Consider the following 25736-nt stretch of genomic DNA (forward strand, 5'->3'; position numbering starts at 1 on the left):
ACGCAGAAGGAGAAGTGACCAGCATGACATCGGAGATCCTGCGCCGCGCCCGGGAGTTGGCGCCGGTGCTGCGGGAGAGGGCCCCGGAGATCGAGGCCAACCGCACCCTGCCCGCCGAGGTGGTCGAACTGCTGCGCGGCACCGGCGTGTTCGGGATGTGCTTCGGCAACGAGTGGGGCGGCCCCGGGCTCACCTCGATGGAGCAGACCGAGGTGGTGGAGGTGCTCGCCCACGGCGACGCCTCGGCCGCCTGGTGCGCCGTGATCGGCGCCAACACCGGCATCTACGCCAACTTCCTGGACCAGACCGTGGCCAAGGAGGTCTTCTCCCGGCTCGACCTGGTGGTGGCCGGACTGCTCCAGCCCGCCGGCCGGGCCGAGCGGGTGCCCGGCGGTTTCCGGCTGAGCGGCCGCTGGTCGTTCGGCTCCGGGATCAAGCACGCCGACTGGGTGACCTCCGGCGCGTTCATCTTCCAGGACGGCGAGCCCTGGGCCGCTCCCGGCAGCAAGCACCGGCACGACTCCCGGCAGTTCCTGGTGCCCCGCGACCAGGTCGAGGTGATCGACAACTGGGACACCACCGGCCTGTGCGGCAGCGGCAGTTGCGACTACACGATGACCGAGGTGTTCGTGCCGGAGGAGCACACCTACACCTTCGCCACCGTGCACGGCCGCCCCGGCCCGCTGGCCCAGCCCGACTCCTTCACCCGGGCGATGTGCGGCGTCCCGCTCGGCGTGGCCCGCGCCGCCCTCGACCACGCCCGGGAGATCGCCACCACCCGCTACGACCGGATGGCCGGCCGGGCGTGGGCCGACAGCTGGCGCGTGCAGACCGAACTCGCGCGACTGGAGGCCGAGTTCAACGCCACTCGGGCGGGCGTGTACGGCAGCATGCGGCGCCAGTGGGAGGTGCTCGCGGCCGGCGGCACCCTCGACGACCTGACCCCGACCGAGCGCGTCGCCTCGCCGCTGTCCTGGCTGCACGCCTTCCGCAACTCCCGGGCCATCGTCGCCCGCACCTACGACCTGCTGCAGAGCTGGTCGATCAACCGCAGTTCGCCGATGGACCGCTGGCTGCGCGACACCACCGTGATGGCGCAGCACCTGGTCGCCCAGGACCGCATCCTGCAGTCCGCCGGAGCCTACCTGCTCGGCGGCACACCCGAGTTCGGCATCAGCCTCGGCATCGTCTGACCGCCAACCGCGCCGCGCGGCGCGGCCCAGGGGAGGGAACCCATGAGCAGACTCGTCCTTCTGGTCAACCCCAACAAGGTGCATCCGCCGATCGCCCCCTACGCGCTCGACGTGCTGACCACCGCACTGGAGACCGCCGGCTTCGAAGTGGAGGTCCTCGACCTGACCTTCCACCGGGAGGACTGGAAGACCTGCCTGAGCGAGTACTTCGCCCAGCGCAGCCCCATGCTGGTCGGGGTGACCGTCCGCAACACCGACACCGTCTACGCCTTCGAACAGCGCCCGTTCGTCGGCGAGCACCGGGAGATCATCACCGAGATCCGGCGGCTGACCGACGCGCCCGTGGTCGGCGGCGGGATCGGCTTCTCGACCATGCCGTTCGCCCTGGTCGAGTACTTCGGCATCGAGTACGGGGTGAAGGGCCCCGGCGAGAAGATCCTCTGCGAACTGGCCACCGCGCTGGCCGAGGGCCGCGACACCGCGGGCGTCGCCGGACTGATCCGCAACACCGAGCAGGGCGCCCGGCGGGTCCCGCCCGCGGTGCTCACCGTGCGCCACGGCGAGACCCAGGAGGTGGCCGCCACCGGGCAGTTCGAGCCCCGGGTGTGGCAGGTGGACCAGCTGTCGGTGTACCGCAGACGCTCCGGACAGCAGTACCGGGTGGACAACCTGGAGTACTACCGGCGCGGCGGCCTCGGCTCGATCCTCACCAAGAACGGCTGCGCGTACCGCTGTTCGCACTGCGTCGAACCGGACGCCAAGGGCATCCGCTACGGCCAGCGCGACATCCCCGCGGTGGTCGACGAGATGGAGGGACTGGCCGCCCAGGGCATCCTCGACCAGCACACCACCGACAGCGAGTTCAACCTCTCCATCGCCCACGCCAAGTCGCTGCTGCGGGAGATCGTCCGCCGTCGGCACGCCGACCCGGCCAACCCGCTGAACCGGCTGCGCCTGTGGGTCTACTGCCAGCCCAGCCCGTTCGACGAGGAGTTCGCCGACCTGCTGGCGGCGGCCGGCTGCCGCGGCGTCAACGTCGGCAGCGACCACATCCGCGCCGACGTGCTCAGCGGTTGGAAGGTCACCGAGAAGGGCGGCACCTACTACACATTCGCCGACACCGAGCGGCTGGTCCGGCTCTGCCACGAACGCGGCATCCTGACCATGGTGGAGGCGCTGTTCGGGATGCCCGGCGAGACCGTCGAGACCATGAAGGACTGCGTCGACGCCTTCATGGCGCTGGACGCCACCGTCACCGGCTTCTCGCTCGGCCTGCGGCTGTTCCCGTACACCCCGATGGGCATGGACTTCGCCGAGCGCTGCGACGGCGTGCGCACCGTCCCCGGCCTTCAGTCCAACACCGCGAGCGGCCCGATCGTGCTCAAGCCGCTGCGGCAGTGCGCCTCCCCGGCCGAGTACGAGCGGCAGTTCATGTTCGACGAGCACGGCAACTTCCGGCTGGTCTGCTACTTCTCGCCGGACCTGCTGCCCGACCCGGCCCGCGCCGCCGACCCCGAGGAGCGCTGGCACGGCGCGGTCACCGCGCTGTGGGACCTGGTCGACCCGGCCGAGCACTACCGGGTGATGCTGCCCACCGTCGAGGGCATGAGCGAGCACGACAACAACTACGCCGACAACCCGTTCCTCACCAGTCTCAGCGGCCTCGGCTACACCGGCGCGTTCTGGTCGCACTGGCGCAGCCGCGAGGAGATCCTGCGCAAGGCCCGGGAGGCAAGCTACGCCGAATGAAGCAGCCGTCCGCAGCCACCCGTCATACCGCCGGACGAGTGCGGTGAAACGATCAAAATCGGTATGACATTGAACACTTGAGGACGCTGTTTGACCCGACCATGATGACGCCACGGAATCATCACCGCCGGGTCGCCCTGTGTACCCACACATCCGCGCCTGCCCACCGACCACACATGTCACGAGGGGTAGATGAACCAGCACGGGAGTTCCGCGCCGCTGACCGTGCTCCTCGCCGACGTGCAGCCGGCCGTCCGACAGGGCGTGCGCGCGATGGTGGAGGCGTCCGGCGGGGTCGCGGTGGTCGGCGAGGCGAGCACCACCGGTGAGGTGCTCGCCGCCACCACCCGGCACCGTCCGGACGTCCTGGTCCTCGACCCGCTGATGGACGACGCCCCCGGCATGCGGATGATCACCCAGGTGGTCCGGCTCACCCCGGCGACCGGCGTGCTGGTCTTCAGCACCCTCGACGACGACAAGACCGTGGCCACCGCCTTCCACGCCGGCGCCCGCGGCTACCTGGTCAAACGCGCCACCGCCGACCAGATCCTGCGCGGCATCCACGCGGTGGGCGCCGGCGACGCGATCGTCGACCGCACCATCGCCGCCCGGCTCTGCACGCTGATCGGCGCCGCCCCGCGCATCGTGCGCAGCTACCCGTTCCCGCAACTCAGCGACCGTGAGCGCGAAGTGCTGGAACACCTCGCGGCCGGCCGGTCCACCACCGCGATCGCCCGCGAGCTCGAGCTCGCCTCCAAGACCATCAGCAACCGCCTGTCCAGCATCTTCGGCAAGCTCGGCGTCGCCGACCGCGCCCAGGCCATCGTCCTCGCCCGGGACGCCGGACTCGGCCTGCGCCGCGACTGACGCCTCGTCAACTCCGCCGCACGACCCACCGATCGGAGCCGAACCATGCCCGAAAGCACCCCGGGCGGCCTCGTCATCCGCCGCCAGGAACCCGACCAGCTCGAACGCGCCCACGGCCTCGACCTGAAGCTGCTGCACCCGTGGGACGGCCTCACCGCCCCCTTCCACGGCGCCTGGTGCGTGCTGCGCCCCGGCGACGTCACCGACGTCCACCAGCACTCCGAACGCGAGCTCTTCATCTGCATGTCCGGCCGCGGCGAGGTCCGCAACGCCGACGGCAGCCACCCCGTCGCCGCCGGCGACCTGGTGCAACTGCCCGCCGACCGCGACCACTCGGTCGCCAACCCGTACGACGAGGACTTCGCCTACTACGCCATCTGGTGGCAGGAGTGAACCCCCATCACCTGAACCCCCGCCAGATCGACTACGAGGGCCGCCGCTTCCACGCCCCCGACGGCGACCGGCGCACCGTCGCCGTCTACCACCAGCAGGGCGACCTGGTCTGGGGCGAGGTCGCCGGCGGCACCGTGCAGCGCGGCTGGACCGCCGGCACCCGCGAGGCCGACGGCACCCTCGCCATGGGCTACACCATCGTCTTCACCAGCGGCGAGGTGGTCTGCGGCCGCAGCCGCAACACCCCCTCGCTCACCGCCGACGGCCGGATCCGGCTGCACGAGCAGTGGGAGCGCTACGGCCCGCACGCCGCCCACGGCACCTCCACCATCGAGGAGATCACCGGATGACCGCCCCCGACTGGGCGCTGCTCGACAAACACACCACCGGCGCCCTGCTCCGCCCCGGCGAGGCCGGCTTCACCGAGTCCTCCACCCCCTTCAACCGCCGCTGGGCCGACCGCGCCCCCGCCGCCGTGCTGCGGGCGGCCGACCGCGCCGACGTGCTGCGCGCCGTCGACTGGGCCCGCGAGGCCCGCGTCCCGATCGTCCCACGCGGCGGCGGCCACTCCTACGCCGGACACTCCGTCAACACCGGCCTGGTGGTCGACCTGCGGGCGCTCGACGCGATCACCGTCGACCCCGGCACCGGCCGGGTCACCGTCGGCGGCGGCGTCCTCACCGGCGCCCTCTACGCCGCGCTGCGCCCGCACGGGCTCGCCCTGCCGCTCGGCAACGGCGCCGGCGTCGGCATCGCCGGGCTCGCCCTCGGCGGCGGCTCCGCCGCCACCTCCCGCCGCCTCGGCCTCACCGCCGACACCCTGCGCCACACCACCCTGGCCACCGCCGACGCCACCGCCCTGGACTGCGACGACCAGCGCAACCCGGACCTGTTCTGGGCCTGCCGGGGCGGCGGCGGAGGCAACTTCGGCATCAACCTCGACCTCACCTTCCAGGCCGTCGAAGCCCCCGCCGCCAGCACCTGCCTGCTGCTCTGGGACGCCGCCGACGCCCCCGCCGTCCTCGCCGCGGTGCAGCGGCTGATGCTCACCGCCCCCGAGCAGACCTCGCTGCGGCTCGGCGTCGCGGCCTCCCGGGCCGGCACCACGGTCTCCACCGTCGGCCTGCACCTCGGCCCCGCCGCCGAACTGCGCGAGCTGCTCGCCCCCGCGCTGGCCGCCGCCGCGCCGCTGCGCGCCGACATCGCCGACCGGGACTTCTGGGACGCCATGGACTACCTCCAGCACGAGACCAGCGCCGGGGCGTTCGCCGTCCGCACGCACTTCGCCACCGGCCCGCTGCCGCCCGAGGCGGTCGACGCCGTCCTCGCCCACCTGGCCGCCTGGCCCGGCAGCGACAACCCCGACGGCTGCGGCCTCGCCCTGTTCGGCTGGGGCGGCGCGATCAACCGGGTCGACCCGCACGCCACCGCCTTCGTCCACCGCGGCGCCGAGTTCCTGGTCAGCCTGGACACCTCCTGGCAGGAGGACGACGACCCCGCCGCGGTGGCCGCCCAGCTGGCCTGGCTGGCCGAGCTCGACCACCTGATCGTCCCGTACGCGATCGACGGGGCATACCTGAATTTCACCGACCCTGACCTGCGGGAATGGCGCACCGCCTACTACGGTGCGAACTACCCGCGGCTGGTGGCCGTCAAGCGCCGCCACGACCCGGACCAAGTGTTCAACTTCCCGCAGTCCATCGGCAGTTGACCATTAACCCCCGCCCGGCCCGCTGACCACCCGTCAGTTCCGCCGGCATGCCCGGAAGGACACCACCGTGTCGCCGCGTACCTCCCGCCCCCGGCACTACCTGATGTGCCGGCCGGCCCACTTCACCGTCGACTACTCCATCAACCCGTGGATGGACCCGGCGAAGCCCACCGACAACGGCGCGGCCCTCGCCCAGTGGGAGCAGCTGCACGCCCTCTTCACGAGCCTCGGCCACACCGTCGAGCTGATCGAGCCGCTCCCCGGCCTGCCCGACATGGTCTTCGCCGCCAACGGCGCCACCGTGGTCGACGGCAAGGTGCTGGTCGCCCGCTTCCGCTACCAGGAGCGGGTCGCCGAGGCCCCCGGCTACGCCGCGTGGTTCCGCGAGAACGGCTTCCAGGACGTCCGGCAGGCCGGGTTCACCAACGAGGGCGAGGGCGACCTGCTGGTCGTCGGCGACCGGATCCTGGCCGGCACCGGCTTCCGCACCGACCGCGAGGCGCACGCCGAGGCCGCCGAGTTCCTCGGCCGCGAGGTGGTCACCCTGGAGCTCGTCGACCCGCGCTACTACCACCTCGACACCGCGCTGGCCGTGCTCTCCGACACCGAGATCATGTACTACCCGGAGGCCTTCACCGCCGAGTCCCGGGCCGTCCTGGAGCGCCTCTACCCCGACGCGCTGCTCGCCACCGCCGCCGACGCCGGGGTCTTCGGCCTCAACGCGGTCTCCGACGGCAAGCACGTGATCCTGCCCGAGGCCGCCGTCGACCTGGCCGAGCGGCTGCGCGAGCGCGGCTTCACCCCGATCGGCGTCAACCTCACCGAACTGCTCCGGGCCGGCGGCAGCGTCAAGTGCTGCACCCTGGAGCTGCGCCGCTGAGGCGCCCCCGCGCGTGAAAGCCCCGGGCCCGCCGTTCGCACGGCGGGCCCGGGGCTTCAGCGGGTCAGGCTCAGACCAGGTCGAACCGGTCCAGGTCCATCACCTTGCTCCAGGCGGCGGCGAAGTCCTTGACGAACTTCTCCTTGGCGTCGTCCGAGGCGTACACCTCGGCCAGCGCCCGCAGCTCCGAGTTGGAGCCGAACACCAGGTCGGCCCGGGTGCCGGTCCACTTCACCGCACCGGAGGCGTCCCGGCCCTCGAAGGTGGTGGCGTCCGCGGAGACCGCCGACCACGCGACGTCCATGTCGAGCAGGTTGACGAAGAAGTCGTTGCTCAGGGTGCCCGGACGGTCGGTGAACACGCCGTGCTGCGAGCCGCCGTGGTTGGCGCCCAGCACCCGCAGGCCGCCGACCAGCACGGTCAGCTCGGGGGCGGACAGGTCCAGCAGGTTCGCCTTGTCGACCAGCAGGTACTCGGCCGGCAGCCGGGTGCCCTTGCCCAGGTAGTTGCGGAACCCGTCGGCCTGCGGCTCCAGCGCGGAGAACGACTCCACGTCGGTCTGGTCCTGCGCGGCGTCCACCCGGCCGGGGCTGAAGTCCACCACGACGTCCACGCCGCCGGCCCGCGCGGCCCGCTCGACCGCGGCGGTGCCCGCCAGCACGATCAGGTCGGCCAGCGAGACCTGCTTGCCGCCCGCCGCGTTGAAGGACTCCCGGACGCCCTCCAGCACCCGCAGCACCTGCGCCAGCTGCTCCGGGTCGTTGGCCTCCCAGCCGCGCTGCGGCTCCAGCCGCACCCGGGCGCCGTTGGCGCCGCCGCGCTTGTCCGAGCCGCGGAACGAGCTCGCCGAGGCCCAGGCCGCCGACACCAGCTGGGCGGTGGTCAGGTCGGTGGCGAGCACCTGCTCCTTGAGCGCCGCCACGTCGGCGTCGTCCAGCAGCTCACCCTCGCGGGCCGGCAGCGGGTCCTGCCACAGCAGCACCTCGGACGGCACCTCGGAACCGAGGTAGCGCGCCACCGGGCCCATGTCACGGTGGGTCAGCTTGTACCAGGCGCGGGCGAAGGCGTCCGCGAACTGCTCGGGGTGCTCGTAGAAGCGCCGCGAGATCGGCTCGTACACCGGGTCGAAGCGCAGCGACAGGTCGGTGGTGAGCATGGTCGGCAGGTGCTTCTTCGCCGGGTCGAAGGCGTCCGGCACGACCGCCTCGGCGTTCTTGGCCACCCACTGGTTGGCACCGGCCGGGCTCTGGGTGAGCTCGTACTCGTACTCGAAGAGGTTGTGGAAGAAGCCGTTGCTCCACTGGGTCGGCGTGGTGGTCCAGGTGACCTCGAGACCGGAGGTGATCGCGTCGCCGCCCTTGCCGGTGCGGTAGGTGCTCTTCCAGCCCAGGCCCTGCTCCTCCAGCGGCGCGCCCTCCGGGTCCGCCCCGACGTTCTCGGCCGGGCCGGCGCCGTGCGTCTTGCCGAAGGTGTGGCCGCCGGCGATCAGCGCGACGGTCTCCTCGTCGTTCATCGCCATCCGGCGGAAGGTCTCGCGGATGTCGCGGGCCGCGGCGATCGGGTCCGGGTTGCCGTTCGGGCCCTCCGGGTTGACGTAGATCAGGCCCATCTGGACGGCGCCCAGCGGCTCCTCCAGCTGGCGGTCGCCGGTGTAGCGCTCGTCGCCCAGCCAGGTGGTCTCCGGGCCCCAGTACACGTCCTCGTCGGGCTCCCAGACGTCGGCGCGGCCGCCGCCGAAGCCGAAGGTGTCGAAGCCCATGGTCTCCAGCGCGACGTTGCCCGCCAGGATCATCAGGTCGGCCCAGGAGAGGTTCTGGCCGTACTTCTTCTTCACCGGCCACAGCAGGCGGCGGGCCTTGTCCAGGTTGCCGTTGTCCGGCCAGCTGTTCAGCGGGGCGAAGCGCTGCTGACCGGCGCCCGCGCCGCCGCGGCCGTCGCTGATCCGGTAGGTGCCGGCGCTGTGCCAGGCCATCCGGATCATCAGCGGGCCGTAGTTGCCGAAGTCGGCCGGCCACCAGTCCTGCGAGGTGGTCAGCACCTCGGCGATGTCCCGCTTCACGGCCGGAAGGTCGAGGGCGCTGAACGCCGCGGCGTAGTCGAAGTCCCCGCCCAGCGGGTTCGCCACCGCCGGGTTCTTCGCCAGGATCTTCAGGTTGAGCCGGTTGGGCCACCACTGGCGGTTCCCGCCGCCCTGGGTCGGGTGAGCGGCGCGGCCGTGCACCACCGGGCAGCCGCCGGACCCCTCCTCCGTCTTCGCGTCGGTGACGATGGCGTCGTCGTTCTCAGGCATGGGAATCCCTCCGGATCAGGCGGATCACACTCTGCGCGGGCATTCGGGCGAATCGGTGGCCTTGGCTGTTCGCCGGAACCGATCCTAAGATAGACGAATTCTAAGTCAAGAAGTGGGTCAAACGGGTGGTGGTACCGCTCGGACCGGGGCGCGTCGCGGCGCCCTGTACAGTTCGGGCGTTCGTTGAGCTGAATGGGTGAACACATGAGTGACCTGCTGGAACGGCTGCGTGGCCGCGGCTGGCGGATGACCGCGCAGCGGCGGGTGGTGGCCGAGGTGCTGGACGGCGACCACGTCCACCTCACCGCGGACGAGGTGCACGCGCGCGCCGCGCAGCGCCTCCCGGAGATCTCCCGCGCCACCGTCTACAACACCCTCGGCGAACTGGTCACCCTCGGCGAGATCCTGGAGGTCGCCACCGACGGCCGGGCCAAGCGCTACGACCCCAACGCGCACCGCCCGCACCAGCACCTGGTCTGCTCCGCCTGCGGCACCATCCGGGACGTCCACCCCACCGGCGACCCGCTCGCCGCCCTCCCGGCCGCCGAACGCTTCGGCTTCGCCGTCGCCAGCGCCGAGGTCACCTACCGCGGCCTCTGCCCCGACTGCGCCTGACCGCCGACGCAGCCCCGCCCGCGTCAAGGGCGGGGTCCTCCGCGTCCGGGGCAGACAAAAACCGCAAGTCGCCTTCGCGACCTGCGGTTTCGTTTCCTGCTGGTGTCCGAGGGGGGACTTGAACCCCCACGCCCGATAAAGGGCACTAGCACCTCAAGCTAGCGCGTCTGCCATTCCGCCACCCGGACCGGTGGTGTTCACCTGGGGGCTTCCTTTCGGCTGCTCCCTGGCGACAGAGAGAACACTACCAGGCTCGCGGAGTGCTTCTCACCTGCGTTTTCGGGCCTGCGCGGGCCTCTCGGCGAGGGAACCGGGCATACCGGGGCAAGCGGGGCGAGCGGTGGCGCAATCCCGCTGGTCGGGGCCGTTGAACGGCCGTTCGGGCGACAGCAGTGGGCGGCGGGGGCGACTCGACCGGGCAGGAGGGTGCACAAGGGGCACGGAATCGGTCGGGAACCTTCACGACACGCGTAGTTCCAGTCCCGGTGCGGGTCACCGGCGGGTGCTCTCCTAGCCTCTGTGGACCAGGGAGCCTTGAGCGGAACGCCCGATTCCCGACAGACGCCGCCGGTCCGGGCCGGGCGGGCGAGCCTCCCGTCACCGCGTGAAGGGCGGCATGCCGTGGAGCAGAACGACAAGGTGACCGCCGACGCGGCGACCTGGTGGCCGGACCGGGACGCGGACCCGGGGCCGGGCCAGGGGGTGTGGCAGTTCTCGGCGGTCTCCAACGAGGCCTCGGTCCCGCGCACCCGGCACGCGGTGCGCGACCGGCTGCTGGCTCAGGGGATGGCGGGCGAGCGCTACCAGGAACTCGTCGACGACCTGCTGCTGATCGTCTCCGAGCTGGTCTCCAACGCGGTGACGCACGCCGCGGTGCTCTCCCCGGAGGTCACCTGCGAACTGGCCATCGGCCAGGGCTGGGTGCGGATCTCGGTGCTGGACGGCCACCCGTACCGGCCGAAGGCGCAGGAGAACGACCCCGCCAGACCCGGCGGACGGGGGCTGCTGCTGGTCAAGAGCGTCACCCTGCAGGCCGGCGGGGCCTGCGACGTGGAGCGCACCGACAGCGGCGGCAAGGTCATCTGGGCCACCCTCCCGCTACCCGGCCCGCGCGCCGCCGGGACCGGCCCCGCCGATCCCGACGACGACCCGGACTACTGACCGGCCGTCACCCCCGCGGCGTCACCAGTCCCGGCCGGCGATCTCCCGGATCCCGGGCAGCGCGGCCTCGAACACCGTGGTGAACCACACCGAGAACGGCTTCTGCGCCTGCAGCTCGCGCAGCTCCGCGGCGGTCACGAACCGGGTGTCCTCCACCTCGTCCGGGTCCGGCTCCAGGTCCGCGGTGACCAGCCCGACGAACAGGTGGTTCCACTCCCGCTCGATCAGCCCGGACGCCTCGTCGGGCAGGTCGTACCGGACGGTGCCGGCCTCGCAGAGCAGCGCCGGGGCGGCGCCCAGCTCCTCGGAGGTGCGGCGGGCGGCGGCGACGAACGGCTGCTCGCCGGGGTACGGGTGGCCGCAGCAGGTGTTCGACCAGACGCCGGGGGAGTGGTACTTGCCGAGCGCGCGGCGCTGCAGCAGCATCCGGCCCTGCCGGTCGAAGAGGAACACCGAGAAGGCCCGGTGCAGCCGGCCCGGCTGCTGGTGCGCCCAGAGCTTCTCGCCGGTCCCGATGGTGACGCCCTCGTCGTCCACCAGCTCCAGCAGGATCTCCCCGGGAGCGGAGGGGGAGGGTACGGAGAGCTCCGCCGCGGACAGGTCGGTCGGGCTGACAGCTGGACTCATGGGCTTGGGGCCCCTTTCGGCGCGTGGACCGGTGCCGTCGCCCGGGCCCGCTGGCCCGGTCCGCCCACCCGGTCCGGAGGTCGGCTGCACACCGCCGCGTCCCGGGCAGGCCGGTCCGGCGACGGCATCGGGGCCCAAGTCTGCCGTATGGCCCAGCGGCCCCGGGGGTCCGACGCACACGCGGGGGGCAGTCGACCGGATGACTGGCAAAAGTGTTCGGACCGCGATCATCCTGCGCCCAGCAACCGCCGCCGAGCGTTCACCCGGACGACCGCTGCCCGCGTCAGGGCGCGTTCTGGCAGGTCGCCGGGGTCGCCTACCATCTGTGGGACACGGCGGACCGCAGGCCGGCCCGCCCGGCGCGCCGCAGCCGCGGCCGCACGCAGGCCGCCCGGCGCCGCCCAGGCTCCGCGCGGCACCCGAGACTCAGGAGTCCCGCATGATCGGCCTCGTCCTGGCCGCCGGCGCCGGCCGTCGGCTCCGTCCGTACACCGACACCCTGCCCAAGGCACTGGTGCCGGTCGACGGGGACCGCACCGTGCTCGACCTGACGCTCGGGAACTTCGCCGAGGTCGGCCTGCGCGAGGCCGCGATCGTGGTCGGCTACCGCAAGGAGGCGGTGTACGACCGCAAGGACGCGCTGGAGCAGAAGTACGGCGTCAAGCTCACCCTGGTCGAGAACGACAAGGCCGAGGAGTGGAACAACGCCTACTCGCTGTGGTGCGCCCGCGACCTGTTCGGCGAGGGCCTGCTGCTGGCCAACGGCGACACCGTCCACCCCGCCTCGGTGCAGCGCACCATGCTGGACGGCAACGACCGGCGGATCAAGGAGGGCGCGGCCCCCGGCATCCTGCTCGCGCTGGACACCGTGAAGAAGCTCGCCGACGAGGAGATGAAGGTCGTCGTCGACCCCGCGCTCGGCATGCGCCGGATCACCAAGCTGATGGACCCGCTGGACGCCACCGGCGAGTACATCGGCGTCACCGTGATCAACCCGTCCGCCGCCGCCCCGCTCGCCGACGCGCTGCAGACGGTCTTCGAGCGCGACCCGCAGCTGTACTACGAGGACGGCTACCAGGAGATGGTCGACCGCGGCCTGCGCATCGACGTGCAGCCGATCGGCGAGGTCTCCTGGGTCGAGGTGGACAACCACGACGACCTGGCCAAGGCCCGGGAGATCGCGTGCCGGTACTGACCCGCCTGCTGCCGTCGCCGGTCTTCACCGAGATCCGGCCCGGCGCGCTGGACGCCCTCGGCGGCATCCTCGCCGACCAGCGGCTGTCCGCCGCCGGCCGGATCGCGATCGCGATCAGCGGCGGCTCCGGCGCCCTGCTGCGCGAGCGGCTGGAGCCCGCGCTGCCCGGCGCCGACTGGTACCAGGTCGCCGACGGGTCACTGGACAGTGCGGTCAAGCTGGCCGACGAGATCCGCCGGGGCCACTACGACGCCCTGGTCGGCCTCGGCGGCGGCAAGATCATCGACGCCGCCAAGTACGCCGCGGCGCGGGTCGGCCTGCCGGTGGTCGCGGTCGCCACCAACCTCGCCCACGACGGCATCTGCTCCCCGGTCTCCACCCTCGACAACGACGCCGGCCGCGGCTCCTACGGCGTGCCCAGCCCGATCGGCATCGTGGTCGACCTGGACGTGATCGCCAAGGCCCCGAAGCGCTTCGTCGCGGCCGGGATCGGCGACGTGGTCTCCAACATCTCGGCCTGCGCCGACTGGGAGCTCTCGCACACCGTCACCGGCGAGCCGATCGACGGCCTGGCCGTCGCGATGGCCCGCTCGGCCGGCGAGAACCTGCTCCGGCACCCGGGCAGCCTGGACGACCGGGACCTGCTGACACTGCTGGCGGAAGCCCTGGTACTGTCCGGCATCGCGATGAACATCGCGGGCAGCACCCGGCCCAGCTCGGGGGCCTGCCACGAGATCTCGCACGCCCTGGACGTGCTCCACCCCAAGCGGTCCGCGCAGCACGGCGAACAGGTCGGCCTCGGCGCGGCCTTCGCCAGCTTCCTGCGGGGCGAGCGGGAGTTGTCCGGACTGGTCGTGGAGCGCCTGCGCTTCCACAACCTGCCGGTGACCGCCGATCAGATCGGCTTCACCGAGGCGGAGTTCACCGAAGCGGTGCACTACGCTCCGAACACCAGACCGGGGCGCTTCACCATCCTGGAACACCTCGACCTCTCCCCCTCTGACATCAGGGACGCGTACGCCGACTATGTCCAAGCCGTCAACAGCTGAACGCCCTGCGGTGGACCTGACCCGCCGCCCCTCGATCGAGGAGCTGCGGGCGGTGATCCACCCCGAGGGCATGCTGCAGCGCCGCAGTGCCGAGCACTGGGCGGGCCGCCTGTACATGCGGAAGATCTCGCTGCGGATCACCCGGGTCCTCTCGACGGTCACCGCGATCACCCCCAACGGCCTGACCTACCTGATGATGGTCACCGGCATCCTGGCCGGCGCCGCCCTGATCGTCCCGGGCCTGACCGGCGCGATCCTCGGCGCCCTGCTGATCCAGGTCTACCTGCTGCTCGACTGCGTGGACGGCGAGGTCGCCCGCTGGCGCCGGCAGACCTCGCTCACCGGCGTCTACCTGGACCGGGTCGGCCACTACATGTCCGAGGCCGCGCTGCTCACCGGCCTCGGCCTGCGCGCCACCGACCTGTTCCACCGCGAGGGCAGCGCCGCCGCCTGGCAGTGGGCCTTCCTGGGCACCCTGGCCGCGCTCGGCGCGATCCTGATCAAGTCCGAGACCGACCTGGTCGACGTCGCCCGGGCCCGCTCCGGGCTGACCGCCGTCGAGGACAGCGCCTCGGTGCCGCGCTCGAACACCGTCGCCAAGGCCCGCCGGGCCGCCTCGCTGCTGAAGTTCCACCGCCTGGTCGGCGCGGTCGAGGCCTCGCTGTTCATCCTGGCCGCGGGCATCGCCGACGCGGTGCGCGGCGACCTGTTCTTCACCCGGCTCGCGGTCGTGGTGCTCGCCGCCATCGCGATGCTGCAGACCGTCCTGCACCTGCTCAGCATCGTCCTGTCCAGCAGGCTGCGATGAGCGACGGGTTCCGCCTCGGCGCGGTCATCATCACCATGGGCAACCGGCCCGCCGAGCTGACCGCCCTGATCGACTCGGTGCGCGCCCAGCAGGGCCCGTCGGTGGAACTCGCGGTGGTCGGCAACGGTGCCCCGCTGCCGCCGCTGCCGGAGGGCGTGCGCACCGCCGAGCTGCCGGAGAACCTCGGCATCCCCGGCGGCCGCAACGTCGGCATCGAGCTGTTCGGCCCGGACGGCCGGGACGTCGACGCGGTGCTCTTCCTGGACGACGACGGCCTGCTGCCGAACACCGACTCCGCGAAGCTGCTGCGCGAGGCGTTCACCGCCGACCCGGCGCTCGGCATCGTCTCGTTCCGGATCGCCGACCCGGAGACCGGCACCACCCAGCGCCGCCACGTCCCCCGGCTGCGCGCCAGCGACCCGCTGCGCGGCTCCCGGGTGACCACCTTCCTGGGCGGTGCCAGCGCGGTGCGCAGCGCGGTCTTCCCGCAGGCCGGGCAGCTGCCCGCGGAGTTCTTCTACGCCCACGAGGAGACCGACCTGGCCTGGCGGGCGCTGGACGCCGGCTGGTCGATCGACTACCGCCCGGACGTGGTGCTGTACCACCCGGCGACCTCCCCGGCCCGGCACGCCGCGTACTTCCACAACGTGGCCCGCAACCGCGTCTGGCTGGCCCGGCGGAACCTTCCGGCCCCGTTGGTGCCTCTCTACCTGGGGACCTGGTTCCTGCTCACGCTGGCCCGCCGCCCGTCCGGTGCGGCGCTCAAGGCGTGGCTGGGCGGGTTCCGGGCGGGCTGGAGCGAACCCTGCGGCCGGCGCCGGCCGATGCGCTGGTCCACGGTCTGGCGCTTGACCAGGCTCGGCAGACCGCCAATCATCTGATCGCAACCGATCGGCATCCCCCGTGCCGGCCGCGCGCAAACCCGTGATCCGTGTGGTTACACCCCGGTCCTCGGCCGTCTCCCCGGCGCAGGACGCGGGAACTCCCCTGAAGGACGAATGTGTCGACACTGAGTGACCCGGTCAACCTCTCCGCACCGAGGGGCACTGACGCGGGTCTGACCCCCAAGCAACTCGCGCAGAAGTACGGCCTGTCCGTGAGCGGCAAGCGGCCGAGCCTGCCGGAGTACGTGCGCCAGCTGTGGGCCCGCCGCGCCTTCATCGGCGCGTTCGCCACCGCCCGGCTGGTCGCGCAGTACACCACCGCGAAGCTCGGCCAGCTCTGGCAGGTGCTCACCCCGCTGCTCAACTGCGCGGTGTTCTACCTGGTCTTCGGTGTGATCATGCGCAGCCGCGACGGCGTGCCGGTCTACATCGCGTGGCTGTGCGTCGGCGTCTTCGTCTTCCAGTTCTCGCAGAGCGCGATCCAGGCCGGCACCCGGTCGATCTCCGACAACCTGGGCCTGATCCGGGCGCTGTACTTCCCGCGCGCCTGCCTGCCGATCGCCTTCACCGTGATCCAGCTCCAGCAGCTGCTGATCTCGATGGTGGTGCTGGTCGCGATCGTGCTGTTCAGCGGCGTGATGCCGGCGATGACCTGGTTCCTGATCATCCCCGCGCTGATCCTGCAGTCGCTGTTCAACACCGGCCTGGCCATGGTGATGGCCCGGATCGGCTCGAAGACCTCCGACATCTCGCAGCTGATGCCGTTCCTGCTGCGCACCTGGATGTACGTCTCCGGCGTCATGTACAGCGTCTCCGGCTACATCCAGAGCTGGCCGAAGATCTGGCAGACCGTCTACTCGTGGAACCCGGCGACGGTCTACATGGACCTGATGCGCTACGCGTTCATGCCGGACAGCTTCGACCCGAAGAAGTACCCGGGCGGCTACGACGCCTCCGGCCACCAGCTGCCCAAGGCGCTGATCCTGCCGGACCACATCTGGATCATGGCCGGTACCTGGGCGGTCGTCGCCTTCGTGCTCGGCTTCGTGTTCTTCTGGAAGGCGGAGGAGGAGTACGGCCGTGGCTGACGCAACTCTCAGTGAGGTCAAGGAGGCGACCCCGGTGGCGGTCGAGGAGACGCGCACGCCCACCGTGGTGGTGGACGACGTGCACATCGTCTACAAGGTGCACGGTGCGGGCGCCGGCAAGGGCAGCGCCACCTCGGCGCTGAGCCGGATCATCGCGCGCAAGAAGTCCCCGTCCATCCGCGAGGTGCACGCGGTTCGCGGGATCAGCTTCACCGCGTACAAGGGCGAGGCGGTCGGCCTGATCGGCTCGAACGGCTCCGGCAAGTCGACCATGCTGGCGGCCATCGCCGGCCTGCTGCCGACCGAGAAGGGCGCCATCTACACCAACGGCCAGCCCTCGCTGCTGGGCGTGAACGCGGCGCTGATGAACGACCTGACCGGCGAGCGCAACGTGGTGCTCGGCTGCCTGGCGATGGGCATGTCCCCGGCCGAGGTGCGCAAGCGCTACCAGGGCATCGTCGACTTCTCCGGCATCAACGAGAAGGGCGACTTCATCTCGCTGCCGATGCGCACCTACTCGTCCGGCATGGGCGCCCGCCTGCGGTTCTCCATCGCGGCGGCGAAGACCCACGACGTGCTGCTGATCGACGAGGCCCTCGCCACCGGCGACCAGGGCTTCCAGCAGCGCTCGAAGAAGCGGATCGACGAGCTGCGCAAGGCGGCGGGCACGGTCTTCCTGGTCAGCCACGACAACAACTCGATCCGCGAGGTCTGCGAGCGGACCATCTGGATCGAGCACGGCGAGATGGTGATGGACGGCCACACCGACGAGGTCGTCCGGCTGTACGAGAAGGGCGAGCGCCCCTGACCGGGGCGTCGCCGCCGGTCGCAGGGCCGGTGTCGGGGGGCTCGACCCCCTGGCACCGGCCCTGCGCCGTGCGGCGGGTGAAGTCGGGGCGACGGGAGCGTGTCCGAGGCCGCACGGCGGCCGGGAGCGGTGTAGAACGGGGGAGTGACAGCAGTGTCAGCTTCAACAAAATCAGATAACCAGACTGCCGCGGTGACACTGGAGAAGGCCGACCGGGAGAACTTCCCGGTCGCGCCCGGCTTCCTGCCCGCCGCCTGGCGGGACGACCTGATGGCGGTCTACGGCTTCGCCCGGCTGATCGACGACGCGGGCGACGGCGACCTCGCCGACCCGGCCGCGGTGGCCCGGCTGCTGGACGTGGCCGGCGACCCGGCCGACGACGGCTTCCGGCCGGCCCTGCTGGACGGCCTGGAGCGCGACCTCGACCGCGCCTTCGCCACCGCGCTGGCCGACCCCGGTCCGGGCGACACCGTCCCGGGCGCGGCCGTCCTGGGCGGAACCGTGCTGGGCACCGCCTCCGGCGAGCCCCGCCACCCGCTGATGCGCGCGCTGGTCCCGCTGATCGAGCGGCACGCCGTCACCCCCGAGCCGTTCCGCCGGCTGATCGAGGCCAACCGGGTGGACCAGACCACCACCCGCTACCCCGAGTACGCCGACCTGCTGCACTACTGCACCCTCTCCGCCGACCCGGTCGGCCGCCTGGTGCTCGCCCTGGCCGGCCGTGCCACGCCCGAGCGGATCGAGCTCTCCGACGCGATCTGCACCGCGCTGCAGATCGTCGAGCACCTGCAGGACGTCGCCGAGGACCTCGGCCGCGGCCGGATCTACCTCCCGCAGGAGGACCTCGTCGCGTTCGGCGTCACCGAGGACGACCTCGCCGCGCCCACCGCCTCCCGCGGGGTGCGCCAACTGGTCGCCTGGGAGGCGAGCCGGGCCCGGACCCTGCTCGACCGCGGAGCGCCGCTGGTGGGTACGGTTCACGGGAGGCTCCGACTGCTGCTGGCGGGATTCACCGCCGGCGGGTACGCGGCCCTGGACGCCATCGCGGCAGCCGGGTACGACGTACTCGCCCACCAGGCGAAGCCCGACAAGCGCCGCCTGGCGATCCGGGCGGCGGCACTCTTCGCGAAGGGAAGGTGAGCGCCCGCGTGGGGGCATCACCACTGGCGTCCGCGCCGGTCATGGCGGCCTACCGCTACTGCGAGGCGGTCACCGCCCTGCAGGCGCGCAACTTCAGCTACGGCATCCGCCTGCTGCCGGAGGCCAAGCGGCTCGCGATGTCCGCGCTGTACGCGCTGGCCCGCCGGGTCGACGACATCGGCGACGGCGAACTGCCGGCGGAGCAGAAGGCCGAGGCGCTGGGCCGCACCCGCGCCCTGCTGGAGGAGGTCCGCTCCGGCGCGGTCGGCGAGGACGACACCGACCCGATCAAGGTCGCGCTGGCCGACGCCGCCCGCCGCTTCCCGATCCCGCTCAGCGGCTTCGACGAGCTGATCGACGGCGTGGAGATGGACCTCAAGGGCGTCGAGTACGGCACCTACGACGAGCTCAAGGTGTACTGCCGCTGCGTGGCCGGCTCGATCGGCCGCCTCTCGCTCGGCGTCTACGGCTGCGAGGACTGGGAGCGCGGCGCCGAGTACGCCGACACCCTGGGCCTCGCGCTGCAGCTCACCAACATCCTGCGCGACGTCCGCGAGGACGCCCTGAACGGCCGCACCTACCTGCCCACCGAGGATCTGGTCCGGTTCGGCTGCCAGCAGGGCTTCGCCCTCCCGGAGCTGCCGGTCGGCGCAGACTTCACCGGCCTGGTCGCCTTCGAGGCCGACCGCGCCCAGCGCGCCTTCGAGGAGGGCCTGCGGCTGCTGCCGATGCTGGACCGCCGCAGCCGCGCCGCCACCGCCGCGATGGCCGGCATCTACCACCGCCTGCTCGGCCGGATCGCCGCCGATCCGCACTCCGTGCTGCGCGGCCGGGTGTCCCTGCCGGGCTGGGAGAAGGCGTACGTGGCACTGTCCGGGCTCGCCGGAGGGCGTTCTTGATTCTCAAGCCAGTTATGTCACGCTGTGTCAACAGGGAATCACGACACCGGTGCCCCTTGTTGTTCCCGCAGACCGCCGCGACCAGGGGGGAGAGCCGATGACCACGCCGACGCGTGACCGGCAGCCCTCCGCGCTGGTGGTCGGCGGCGGCCTGGCCGGCATCACCGCCGCCCTCCGGCTCGCCGAGGCCGGCCACCGCACCACCCTGCTGGAGGCCCGCCCCCGGCTCGGCGGGCTGGCCTTCTCGTTCCGCCGCGGCGAGCTGACCGTCGACAACGGCCAGCACGTCTACCTGCGCTGCTGCACCGCCTACCGCGGCCTGGTCGACCGGCTCGGCGCTAACGCCCTGGTCGACCTGCAGCCCCGGCTGGACGTCCCGGTGCTCGGCCTGGCCGCCGACGGCACCCGCACCCTCGGCCGGCTGCGCCGCGCCCAGCTGCCCGTCCCGCTGCACCTGGCCGCCAGCCTCGCCACCTACCCGCACCTGAGCCCCGCCGACCGCCTCCGGGTGGTGCGCGGGGCGCTCGCGCTGCAGCGGCTCGACCTCGACGACCCGGCGCTCGACGACCTCTCCTTCGGTGACTGGCTGCGACGGCACGGCCAGACCCCGGCCACCGTCGAGGCGGTCTGGGACCTCGTCGGCATCGCCACCCTGAACGCCACCGCCGACCGCACCTCGATGGCGCTCGCCGCCAAGGTGTTCAAGACCGGCCTGCTCTCCGACCCCGGCGCCGCCGACATCGGCATGGCCGCCGTCCCGCTCGGCGAGATCCACCACGACCGGGCGCTGGCCGAGCTCGAACGGGCCGGGGTGCGGGTCATGCTGCGCACCAAGGCCGCCGAGCTGAAGGCCGCCGAACCCCACGCCGTCCGGCTGGAGGGCGGCGAGCTGCTCACCGCCGACACCGTGGTGCTGGCCGGCGCCCAGGACACCGCCGCCGCGCTGCTGCCGCCCGGCGCGATCCCGCAGCAGCAGCGGCTCGCCGAGTTCGGCACCGCGCCGATCCTCAACGTGCACGTGGTCTACGACCGCAAGCTGCTGCGCCGCCCGTTCTTCGCCGCGCTCGGCTCCCCGGTGCAGTTCGTCTTCGACCGCACCGCGCACTCCGGGCTGGCCGTCCCCGGCGCCCAGTACCTGGCGGTCTCGCAGTCCGCCGCCGAGGACGAGATCGACCTGCCGGTCGCCGAGCTGCGCGCGCGCTACCTGCCGGAGCTGGAGCGGCTGCTGCCCGCCGCCCGCGAAGCGCGGGTGCTGGACTTCTTCGTCACCCGGGAGCGCACCGCCACCTTCGACCCCGCGCCCGGCACCGCCCGGTTGCGCCCGGGCGCGCGCACGGGCATGCCGGGCGTGCTGCTCGCCGGGTCCTGGACCGCCACCGGCTGGCCCGCGACCATGGAGGGCGCGGTGCGCAGCGGCCACGCGGCGGCCGACGCCGCCCTGGCGGGCACCGGTTGGCTCCCGGAGGACCGCGGCGACGGGCGGTGGCCCCGATGACGCCCCCGTCCCCCCACCCCCCGACCACCGAGATCGCATCCGGCCGGCCGCCCGTCGCGGCCGGGCCGACGTACCGAGAGGGAACGCACGTGGAGGCTCGCACCGGCGCGACGGTCAAGGACACCCCGACGGTCCTGGACCTGCTGGCGCGCGGACGCACGCTCTGCACGCCGCCGATGCGGGCGGCCGTCGCCCGTCTGGCGGCACCGATGGACGGCGTGGCGGCCTACCACTTCGGCTGGATCGACCGCGACGGCCGCCCGGCGGCCGGTGACGGCGGCAAGGCGGTCCGCCCGGCGCTGGCGCTGCTGTCCGCCGAAGCGGTGGGTGCGGACGCACGGGTGGGCGTACCGGGCGGCGTGTCGGTGGAGCTGGTGCACAACTTTTCCCTCCTCCATGATGATCTGATGGACGGAGACGAGACGCGGCGGCACCGGGCCACCGCGTGGACGGTGTTCGGTCCGGCGCAGGCCATCCTGGTCGGCGACGCGCTGGCCACCCTCGGCACCGAGGTCCTGCTGGACGCCGCGGTGACCGGCGGGGCCGACCCGGCGGACGCCGCGCGCGCCGTCCGCTTGATCACCACCGCCACCCGGCGGTTGATCGACGGCCAGGCACTGGACGTCTCGTTCGAACAGCGCGACGCGGTCACGGTCGAGGAGTGCCTCGCCATGGAGGGCGGCAAGACCGGCGCCCTGCTGGCGGCCTCCGCGGCGATCGGCGCGGTGCTGGCCGGTGCCGACGACCGGGTCTCCGACGCGCTCCAGCGGTACGGCTACCACCTGGGCCTGGCCTTCCAGGCGGTGGACGACCTGCTGGGCATCTGGGGTGCCACCGAGGTGACCGGCAAGCCGCACTGGAGCGACCTCCAGTCGCGGAAGAAGTCGCTCCCGGTGTGCGCCGCACTGGCCGAGGGGGGCGCCGCCTCCCGCGAGCTGGCCGCACAGCTGGCCGACCCGGTCGGCCGCGGCGAGGAGAGCGAGCAGCGGCTCGCCGCCCGCGCCGCACTGATCGAGCAGGCCGGCGGCCGGGCCTGGACACAGGAGGAAGCCCGCCGCCAGTACGACACCGCCCTCGCCGCGCTCGGCGAGGTCCCCATGGCCGACGAGGTGCGCGAGCACTTCGTCGCACTCGCCGAATTCGTGGTGGTCCGAGAGAGGTGACCAGAGGTGACAGCAACCGCGGGCGGACGGCTTGATCCCCAAGCTCCAGTTGCAGTAACACGATCTGACGATTCCTCAACCGCGGCGGCGCTCAGCCGCGCCACCGCACACCTGCTGTCACTGCAGCACGCCGACGGCTGGTGGAAGGGCGACCTGGAGACCAACGTCACCATGGACGCCGAAGACCTGCTGCTGCGCCAGTTCCTGGGCATCCGCACCGAGGAGCAGACCCGGGCCACCGCGGCCTGGATCCGCTCCCGGCAGCGGGAGGACGGCACCTGGGCGACCTTCCACGGCGGCCCGCCGGAGCTGTCCACCACGGTGGAGGCGTACGTCGCCCTGCGCCTCGCCGGGGACGCCGCCGGAGCCCCGCACATGCAGGCCGCCGCCGAGTACGTCCGCCGCTCCGGCGGGATCGCCGCCGCCCGGGTGTTCACCCGGATCTGGCTGGCGCTGTTCGGCTGGTGGCCCTGGGAGCGGCTGCCGGAGCTGCCGCCCGAGGTGCTGTTCCTGCCCAGCTGGGCGCCGCTGAACATCTACTCCTTCGGCCAGTGGGCCCGGCAGACCATCGTCCCGCTCACCGTGGTCTCCGCGCACCGCCCGGTCCGCCCGGCCCCCTTCGACCTGGCCGAGCTGCACACCGACCCGGCGAATCCTTTCCCCGCCCAGCCGCTGGCCCCCGCGCACACCTGGGACGGCCTGTTCCAGCGGCTCGACCAGCTGATGCACCGCTACCACCGGCACGCCATCAAGCCGGTCCGCCGCCTCGCGCTGCGGCAGGCCGCCGCCTGGATCATCGAACGGCAGGAGGCGGACGGCTGCTGGGGCGGCATCCAGCCCCCGGCGGTGTACTCGCTGATCGCGCTGCGGCTGATGGGCTACCAGCTCGACCACCCCGTGATGAAGGCCGGGCTGGCCGCCTTCGAGGGCTTCACCGTGCACACCCAGCAGGGCGAGCGCTGGCTGGAGGCCTGCCAGTCCCCGGTCTGGGACACCTGCCTGGCCACCATCGCGCTGCGCGACGCCGGACTGCCCGGCGACCACCCGGCGCTGGTCCGGGCCGGCGAGTGGATGCTCGGCGAGGAGATCACCACCCGCGGCGACTGGTCCGTCAAGCGCCCCCGGCTCGCCCCCGGCGGCTGGGCCTTCGAGTTCCAGAACGACACCTACCCGGACGTCGACGACACCGCCGAGGTGGTGCTCGCACTGCGCCGGGTCCACCACCCCGACCCCGACCGGCTGGCCGGCGCGGTGGAACGCGCGGTCGGCTGGAACCTCGGCATGCAGTCCAAGGACGGCGCCTGGGGCGCGTTCGACGCCGACAACACCAGCAAGCTCCCCAACAAGCTGCCGTTCTGCGACTTCGGCGAGGTGATCGACCCGCCCTCCGCGGACGTCACCGCCCACGTGGTGGAGATGCTCGCCGAGGCGGGCCTGACCAGCGACCCGCGCACCCGGCGCGGCGTCGCCTGGCTGCTGCGCAACCAGGAGGCCGACGGCTCCTGGTTCGGCCGCTGGGGCACCAACTACATCTACGGCACCGGCTCGGTGGTACCCGCCCTGGTCGCGGCCGGCCTCACCCCCGGCCACCCGGCGATCCGCCGGGCCGTCGACTGGCTGGCCAGCCGGCAGAACCCGGACGGCGGCTGGGGCGAGGACATGCGCTCCTACGAGGACCCGGCCACCTGGGCCGGCCGCGGCGAGTCCACCGCCTCGCAGACCGCCTGGGCGCTGATGGCGCTGCTCGCGGCCGGCGAGCGCGACTCCGACCAGGTCCAGCGCGGCCTCGCCTGGCTGGTGGCCACCCAGCGCCCCGACGGAACCTGGGACGAACCGCAGTTCACCGGCACCGGCTTCCCCTGGGACTTCTCCATCAACTACCACCTCTACCGGCTGGTCTTCCCGGTCACCGCGCTCGGCCGCTACGTGCACGACAGCCCGCTCGGCCGGAGCGGGCGATGACCGCCCCGCTGCTGGTGCTCTGCGCGCTCGGCCCGGAGGCCTGGGCGCTGCGCGGCGGCGACTGGTCCGGCGCGGCCGGCGGCCACCCGGTGCTGGCCCGCACCGGCATGGGCCGCCGCCGGGCCCGCACCAGGGCCGCGGGCCTGCTCGCCACCGGCGGGTACGGGGCGCTGGTGGTGGCCGGGTTCGGCGCCGCGCTCGGCCCCGGCATCCGGCCCGGCGAGGTGATCGTCGCGGACCGGGTCACCGACCCGGAGGGCGGCGACCACCCGCTGGACTCGGCGCCCGCCCTGGCCACCGCGCTGGAGGAGGCCGGCCTGCGCGCCCACCTGGGCGCCCACCACACCGCCGACCACGTGGTGCGCGGCCCCGAGCGCGGCCTGCTGTACGCCGCCGGGGCGCTGGCCGTCGACATGGAGGCCGCCGCCGTGCTCGCCGCCCGCGCCGCCCTCGCCCCGCAACTGCCCGCCGCGGTGCTGCGCATCGTGGTCGACACCCCCGAACGGGAACTGATCCGCCCCGGCACCCTGCCGGCCGGCGTCCGCGCCTGGCGGACGCTGCGGGCCGCCGTTCCCGCCCTGACCGCGTGGCACCGGCAGACCGCCGCCACGCCGCACGAGCTGACGAACCCACAGCCCTCGACGCTCCCTCAGGAGGCGAGCTAAGCCATGGCCATGCCGCTGCGTCAGACCATCCGCGTATCCACCTACCTCATGGAGCAGAAACTGCGCCGCCGGGACAAGTTCCCGCTGATCGTCGAGCTGGAGCCGCTGTTCGCCTGCAACCTGAAGTGCGAGGGCTGCGGCAAGATCCAGCACCCCGCGGGTGTCCTCAAGCAGCGGATGCCGGTCGCCCAGGCGGTCGGCGCGGTCCTGGAGTGCGGGGCCCCGATGGTCTCCATCGCGGGCGGCGAGCCGCTGATGCACCCGCAGATCGACGAGATCGTCCGGCAGCTGGTGGCCCGCCGCAAGTACATCTTCCTGTGCACCAACGCGCTGCTGCTGCGCAAGAACCTCGACAAGTTCACCCCTTCGCCGTATTTCACCTTCGCGGTTCACATCGACGGCCTGCGCGAGCGGCACGACGCCTCGGTGGCCAAGGAGGGCACCTTCGACGAGGCGGTGGAGGCGATCAAGGAGGCCAAGCGGCGCGGCTTCCGGGTCACCACCAACTCGACCTTCTTCAACACCGACACCCCGCAGACCGTGATCGAGGTCCTGGACTTCCTGAACGACGAGCTGAAGGTCGACGAGATGATGATCTCCCCGGCCTACGCCTACGAGAAGGCCCCCGACCAGGAGCACTTCCTCGGCGTCGAGCAGACCCGCGAGCTCTTCCGCAAGTCCTTCGGCGGCGGCAACCGCCGGCGCTGGCGCCTCAACCACAGCCCGCTCTTCCTGGACTTCCTGGAGGGCAAGGTCGACTTCGAGTGCACCGCCTGGGGCATCCCCAACTACTCGCTGTTCGGCTGGCAGCGCCCCTGCTACCTGATGTCCGACGGCTACGTCCCCACCTACCGCGAGCTGATCGAGAAGACCGACTGGGACAAGTACGGCCGCGGCCGCGACCCGCGCTGCGAGAACTGCATGGCCCACTGCGGCTACGAGCCCACCGCCGTCCTCGCCACCATGGGCTCCCTCAAGGAGTCCATCCGCGCCGCCCGCGAGACCCTCGCCGCCCCCAAGGCCTGACCCCCCGTCACCGGGCCGCCCGCCACGTCGCGGGCGGCCGGGTGTCGACAGGCGACCGCGACCGCAGG

Annotated in this window: 24 protein-coding genes and 1 tRNA gene; 22 read left to right on the forward strand and 3 right to left on the reverse strand. The window is 72.6% G+C overall.

Going from position 1 to position 25736, the window contains the following annotated elements:
• Window positions 1-23 precede the first annotated feature (23 nt).
• From ACWD4U_RS22475 to ddaH, 7 genes are all read left to right on the forward strand, one after another.
• The gene (locus ACWD4U_RS22475) at window positions 24-1193 is read left to right on the forward strand and encodes an acyl-CoA dehydrogenase family protein (RefSeq protein ID WP_363455034.1); all 1170 of its coding nucleotides are present in this window, start codon (window positions 24-26) and stop codon (window positions 1191-1193) included.
• Between the two features lie 42 nt (window positions 1194-1235).
• Entirely contained in the window at window positions 1236-2942 is a 1707-nt protein-coding gene (tsrT, locus tag ACWD4U_RS22480; protein WP_363455031.1) for a tryptophan 2-C-methyltransferase, read from the forward strand.
• A gap of 192 nt (window positions 2943-3134) precedes the next feature.
• Window positions 3135-3809, forward strand: coding sequence for a response regulator transcription factor (locus tag ACWD4U_RS22485; protein ID WP_363455028.1), 675 nt, complete (start codon window positions 3135-3137; stop codon window positions 3807-3809).
• A 45-nt stretch (window positions 3810-3854) separates the two neighbouring features.
• Window positions 3855-4202, forward strand: coding sequence for a cupin domain-containing protein (locus ACWD4U_RS22490; RefSeq protein WP_363455025.1), 348 nt, complete (start codon window positions 3855-3857; stop codon window positions 4200-4202).
• Window positions 4199-4552 (forward strand): hypothetical protein, encoded by a 354-nt coding sequence (locus tag ACWD4U_RS22495; protein WP_363455022.1) that lies wholly within the window; start codon window positions 4199-4201, stop codon window positions 4550-4552. The genes ACWD4U_RS22490 and ACWD4U_RS22495 overlap by 4 nt, the downstream gene beginning before the upstream one ends.
• Window positions 4549-5913: an FAD-binding oxidoreductase gene (locus ACWD4U_RS22500; RefSeq protein ID WP_363455019.1), complete on the forward strand. Its 1365-nt coding sequence runs from the start codon at window positions 4549-4551 to the stop codon at window positions 5911-5913. The genes ACWD4U_RS22495 and ACWD4U_RS22500 overlap by 4 nt, the downstream gene beginning before the upstream one ends.
• 22 nt (window positions 5914-5935) lie before the next feature.
• Entirely contained in the window at window positions 5936-6793 is an 858-nt protein-coding gene (ddaH, locus tag ACWD4U_RS22505; protein WP_363455126.1) for a dimethylargininase, read from the forward strand.
• 70 nt (window positions 6794-6863) lie between these two features.
• Here ddaH and katG read toward each other — a convergent pair whose 3' ends face one another.
• Complete coding sequence (gene katG / locus ACWD4U_RS22510; protein WP_363455016.1) at window positions 6864-9083, reverse strand: catalase/peroxidase HPI; 2220 nt, start codon at window positions 9081-9083, stop codon at window positions 6864-6866.
• Between the two features lie 204 nt (window positions 9084-9287).
• On the opposite strand from katG, the gene ACWD4U_RS22515 reads away from it, so the two are divergent.
• On the forward strand, window positions 9288-9698 hold the full coding sequence (locus tag ACWD4U_RS22515; protein ID WP_363455014.1) for a Fur family transcriptional regulator: 411 nt from the start codon (window positions 9288-9290) through the stop codon (window positions 9696-9698).
• 100 nt (window positions 9699-9798) lie between these two features.
• On the opposite strand, the gene ACWD4U_RS22520 is transcribed toward ACWD4U_RS22515, so the two are convergent.
• A tRNA-Leu gene (locus tag ACWD4U_RS22520) sits at window positions 9799-9886 on the reverse strand.
• Between the two features lie 433 nt (window positions 9887-10319).
• Between ACWD4U_RS22520 and ACWD4U_RS22525 the strand changes: the two genes are divergently transcribed.
• Window positions 10320-10859, forward strand: a complete 540-nt coding sequence (locus ACWD4U_RS22525) for an ATP-binding protein (RefSeq protein ID WP_363455011.1) — start codon at window positions 10320-10322, stop codon at window positions 10857-10859.
• A 21-nt stretch (window positions 10860-10880) separates the two neighbouring features.
• On the opposite strand, the gene idi is transcribed toward ACWD4U_RS22525, so the two are convergent.
• Window positions 10881-11486 (reverse strand): isopentenyl-diphosphate Delta-isomerase, encoded by a 606-nt coding sequence (idi, locus tag ACWD4U_RS22530; RefSeq protein WP_363455008.1) that lies wholly within the window; start codon window positions 11484-11486, stop codon window positions 10881-10883.
• Window positions 11487-11925: 439 nt separating this feature from the next.
• Between idi and ACWD4U_RS22535 the strand changes: the two genes are divergently transcribed.
• The 13 genes from ACWD4U_RS22535 (at window position 11926) to hpnH (ending at window position 25668) form a co-directional block, all read left to right on the forward strand.
• Window positions 11926-12681 (forward strand): phosphocholine cytidylyltransferase family protein, encoded by a 756-nt coding sequence (locus tag ACWD4U_RS22535; protein WP_363455005.1) that lies wholly within the window; start codon window positions 11926-11928, stop codon window positions 12679-12681.
• Window positions 12669-13730: an iron-containing alcohol dehydrogenase family protein gene (locus ACWD4U_RS22540; protein ID WP_363455002.1), complete on the forward strand. Its 1062-nt coding sequence runs from the start codon at window positions 12669-12671 to the stop codon at window positions 13728-13730. Before ACWD4U_RS22535 ends, ACWD4U_RS22540 begins: the two co-directional genes overlap by 13 nt.
• A 70-nt stretch (window positions 13731-13800) precedes the next feature.
• On the forward strand, window positions 13801-14538 hold the full coding sequence (locus ACWD4U_RS22545; RefSeq protein ID WP_363455124.1) for a CDP-alcohol phosphatidyltransferase family protein: 738 nt from the start codon (window positions 13801-13803) through the stop codon (window positions 14536-14538).
• On the forward strand, window positions 14535-15419 hold the full coding sequence (locus ACWD4U_RS22550; RefSeq protein ID WP_363454999.1) for a glycosyltransferase family 2 protein: 885 nt from the start codon (window positions 14535-14537) through the stop codon (window positions 15417-15419). Before ACWD4U_RS22545 ends, ACWD4U_RS22550 begins: the two co-directional genes overlap by 4 nt.
• 119 nt (window positions 15420-15538) lie before the next feature.
• Window positions 15539-16510, forward strand: coding sequence for an ABC transporter permease (locus ACWD4U_RS22555; RefSeq protein ID WP_363454996.1), 972 nt, complete (start codon window positions 15539-15541; stop codon window positions 16508-16510).
• A complete protein-coding gene (locus ACWD4U_RS22560; protein ID WP_363454993.1) occupies window positions 16503-17318 on the forward strand; it encodes an ABC transporter ATP-binding protein in 816 nt (271 codons plus the stop codon). Before ACWD4U_RS22555 ends, ACWD4U_RS22560 begins: the two co-directional genes overlap by 8 nt.
• A gap of 192 nt (window positions 17319-17510) precedes the next feature.
• Complete coding sequence (gene hpnC / locus ACWD4U_RS22565) at window positions 17511-18458, forward strand: squalene synthase HpnC (protein ID WP_449787272.1); 948 nt, start codon at window positions 17511-17513, stop codon at window positions 18456-18458.
• 41 nt (window positions 18459-18499) lie between these two features.
• On the forward strand, window positions 18500-19357 hold the full coding sequence (gene hpnD, locus ACWD4U_RS22570; RefSeq protein ID WP_363455121.1) for a presqualene diphosphate synthase HpnD: 858 nt from the start codon (window positions 18500-18502) through the stop codon (window positions 19355-19357).
• A 97-nt stretch (window positions 19358-19454) separates the two neighbouring features.
• The gene (gene hpnE, locus ACWD4U_RS22575) at window positions 19455-20852 is read left to right on the forward strand and encodes a hydroxysqualene dehydroxylase HpnE (protein ID WP_363454988.1); all 1398 of its coding nucleotides are present in this window, start codon (window positions 19455-19457) and stop codon (window positions 20850-20852) included.
• Entirely contained in the window at window positions 20849-22015 is a 1167-nt protein-coding gene (locus ACWD4U_RS22580; protein WP_449787273.1) for a polyprenyl synthetase family protein, read from the forward strand. The genes hpnE and ACWD4U_RS22580 overlap by 4 nt, the downstream gene beginning before the upstream one ends.
• A gap of 6 nt (window positions 22016-22021) precedes the next feature.
• Window positions 22022-23977 (forward strand): squalene--hopene cyclase, encoded by a 1956-nt coding sequence (gene shc / locus ACWD4U_RS22585; protein ID WP_363454983.1) that lies wholly within the window; start codon window positions 22022-22024, stop codon window positions 23975-23977.
• Window positions 23974-24642, forward strand: a complete 669-nt coding sequence (locus ACWD4U_RS22590) for a phosphorylase family protein (RefSeq protein WP_363454980.1) — start codon at window positions 23974-23976, stop codon at window positions 24640-24642. Before shc ends, ACWD4U_RS22590 begins: the two co-directional genes overlap by 4 nt.
• Window positions 24643-24645: 3 nt before the next feature.
• On the forward strand, window positions 24646-25668 hold the full coding sequence (hpnH, locus tag ACWD4U_RS22595; RefSeq protein ID WP_363454978.1) for an adenosyl-hopene transferase HpnH: 1023 nt from the start codon (window positions 24646-24648) through the stop codon (window positions 25666-25668).
• The last annotated feature ends 68 nt before the right edge of the window (window positions 25669-25736 follow it).

Source organism: Kitasatospora sp. NPDC002522, from assembly GCF_053595195.1.

Coding starts and splice junctions, on each gene's coding strand:
- ACWD4U_RS22475 (WP_363455034.1), top strand. CDS start 24: ATGACATCGGAGATCCTGCGCCGCGCCCGGGAGTTGGCGCCGGTGCTG.
- tsrT (WP_363455031.1), top strand. CDS start 1,236: ATGAGCAGACTCGTCCTTCTGGTCAACCCCAACAAGGTGCATCCGCCG.
- ACWD4U_RS22485 (WP_363455028.1), top strand. CDS start 3,135: ATGAACCAGCACGGGAGTTCCGCGCCGCTGACCGTGCTCCTCGCCGAC.
- ACWD4U_RS22490 (WP_363455025.1), top strand. CDS start 3,855: ATGCCCGAAAGCACCCCGGGCGGCCTCGTCATCCGCCGCCAGGAACCC.
- ACWD4U_RS22500 (WP_363455019.1), top strand. CDS start 4,549: ATGACCGCCCCCGACTGGGCGCTGCTCGACAAACACACCACCGGCGCC.
- katG (WP_363455016.1), bottom strand. CDS start 9,083: ATGCCTGAGAACGACGACGCCATCGTCACCGACGCGAAGACGGAGGAG.
- ACWD4U_RS22515 (WP_363455014.1), top strand. CDS start 9,288: ATGAGTGACCTGCTGGAACGGCTGCGTGGCCGCGGCTGGCGGATGACC.
- idi (WP_363455008.1), bottom strand. CDS start 11,486: ATGAGTCCAGCTGTCAGCCCGACCGACCTGTCCGCGGCGGAGCTCTCC.
- ACWD4U_RS22535 (WP_363455005.1), top strand. CDS start 11,926: ATGATCGGCCTCGTCCTGGCCGCCGGCGCCGGCCGTCGGCTCCGTCCG.
- ACWD4U_RS22545 (WP_363455124.1), top strand. CDS start 13,801: ATGCTGCAGCGCCGCAGTGCCGAGCACTGGGCGGGCCGCCTGTACATG.
- ACWD4U_RS22550 (WP_363454999.1), top strand. CDS start 14,535: ATGAGCGACGGGTTCCGCCTCGGCGCGGTCATCATCACCATGGGCAAC.
- hpnD (WP_363455121.1), top strand. CDS start 18,500: ATGGCGGCCTACCGCTACTGCGAGGCGGTCACCGCCCTGCAGGCGCGC.
- hpnE (WP_363454988.1), top strand. CDS start 19,455: ATGACCACGCCGACGCGTGACCGGCAGCCCTCCGCGCTGGTGGTCGGC.
- ACWD4U_RS22580 (WP_449787273.1), top strand. CDS start 20,849: ATGACGCCCCCGTCCCCCCACCCCCCGACCACCGAGATCGCATCCGGC.
- ACWD4U_RS22590 (WP_363454980.1), top strand. CDS start 23,974: ATGACCGCCCCGCTGCTGGTGCTCTGCGCGCTCGGCCCGGAGGCCTGG.
- hpnH (WP_363454978.1), top strand. CDS start 24,646: ATGGCCATGCCGCTGCGTCAGACCATCCGCGTATCCACCTACCTCATG.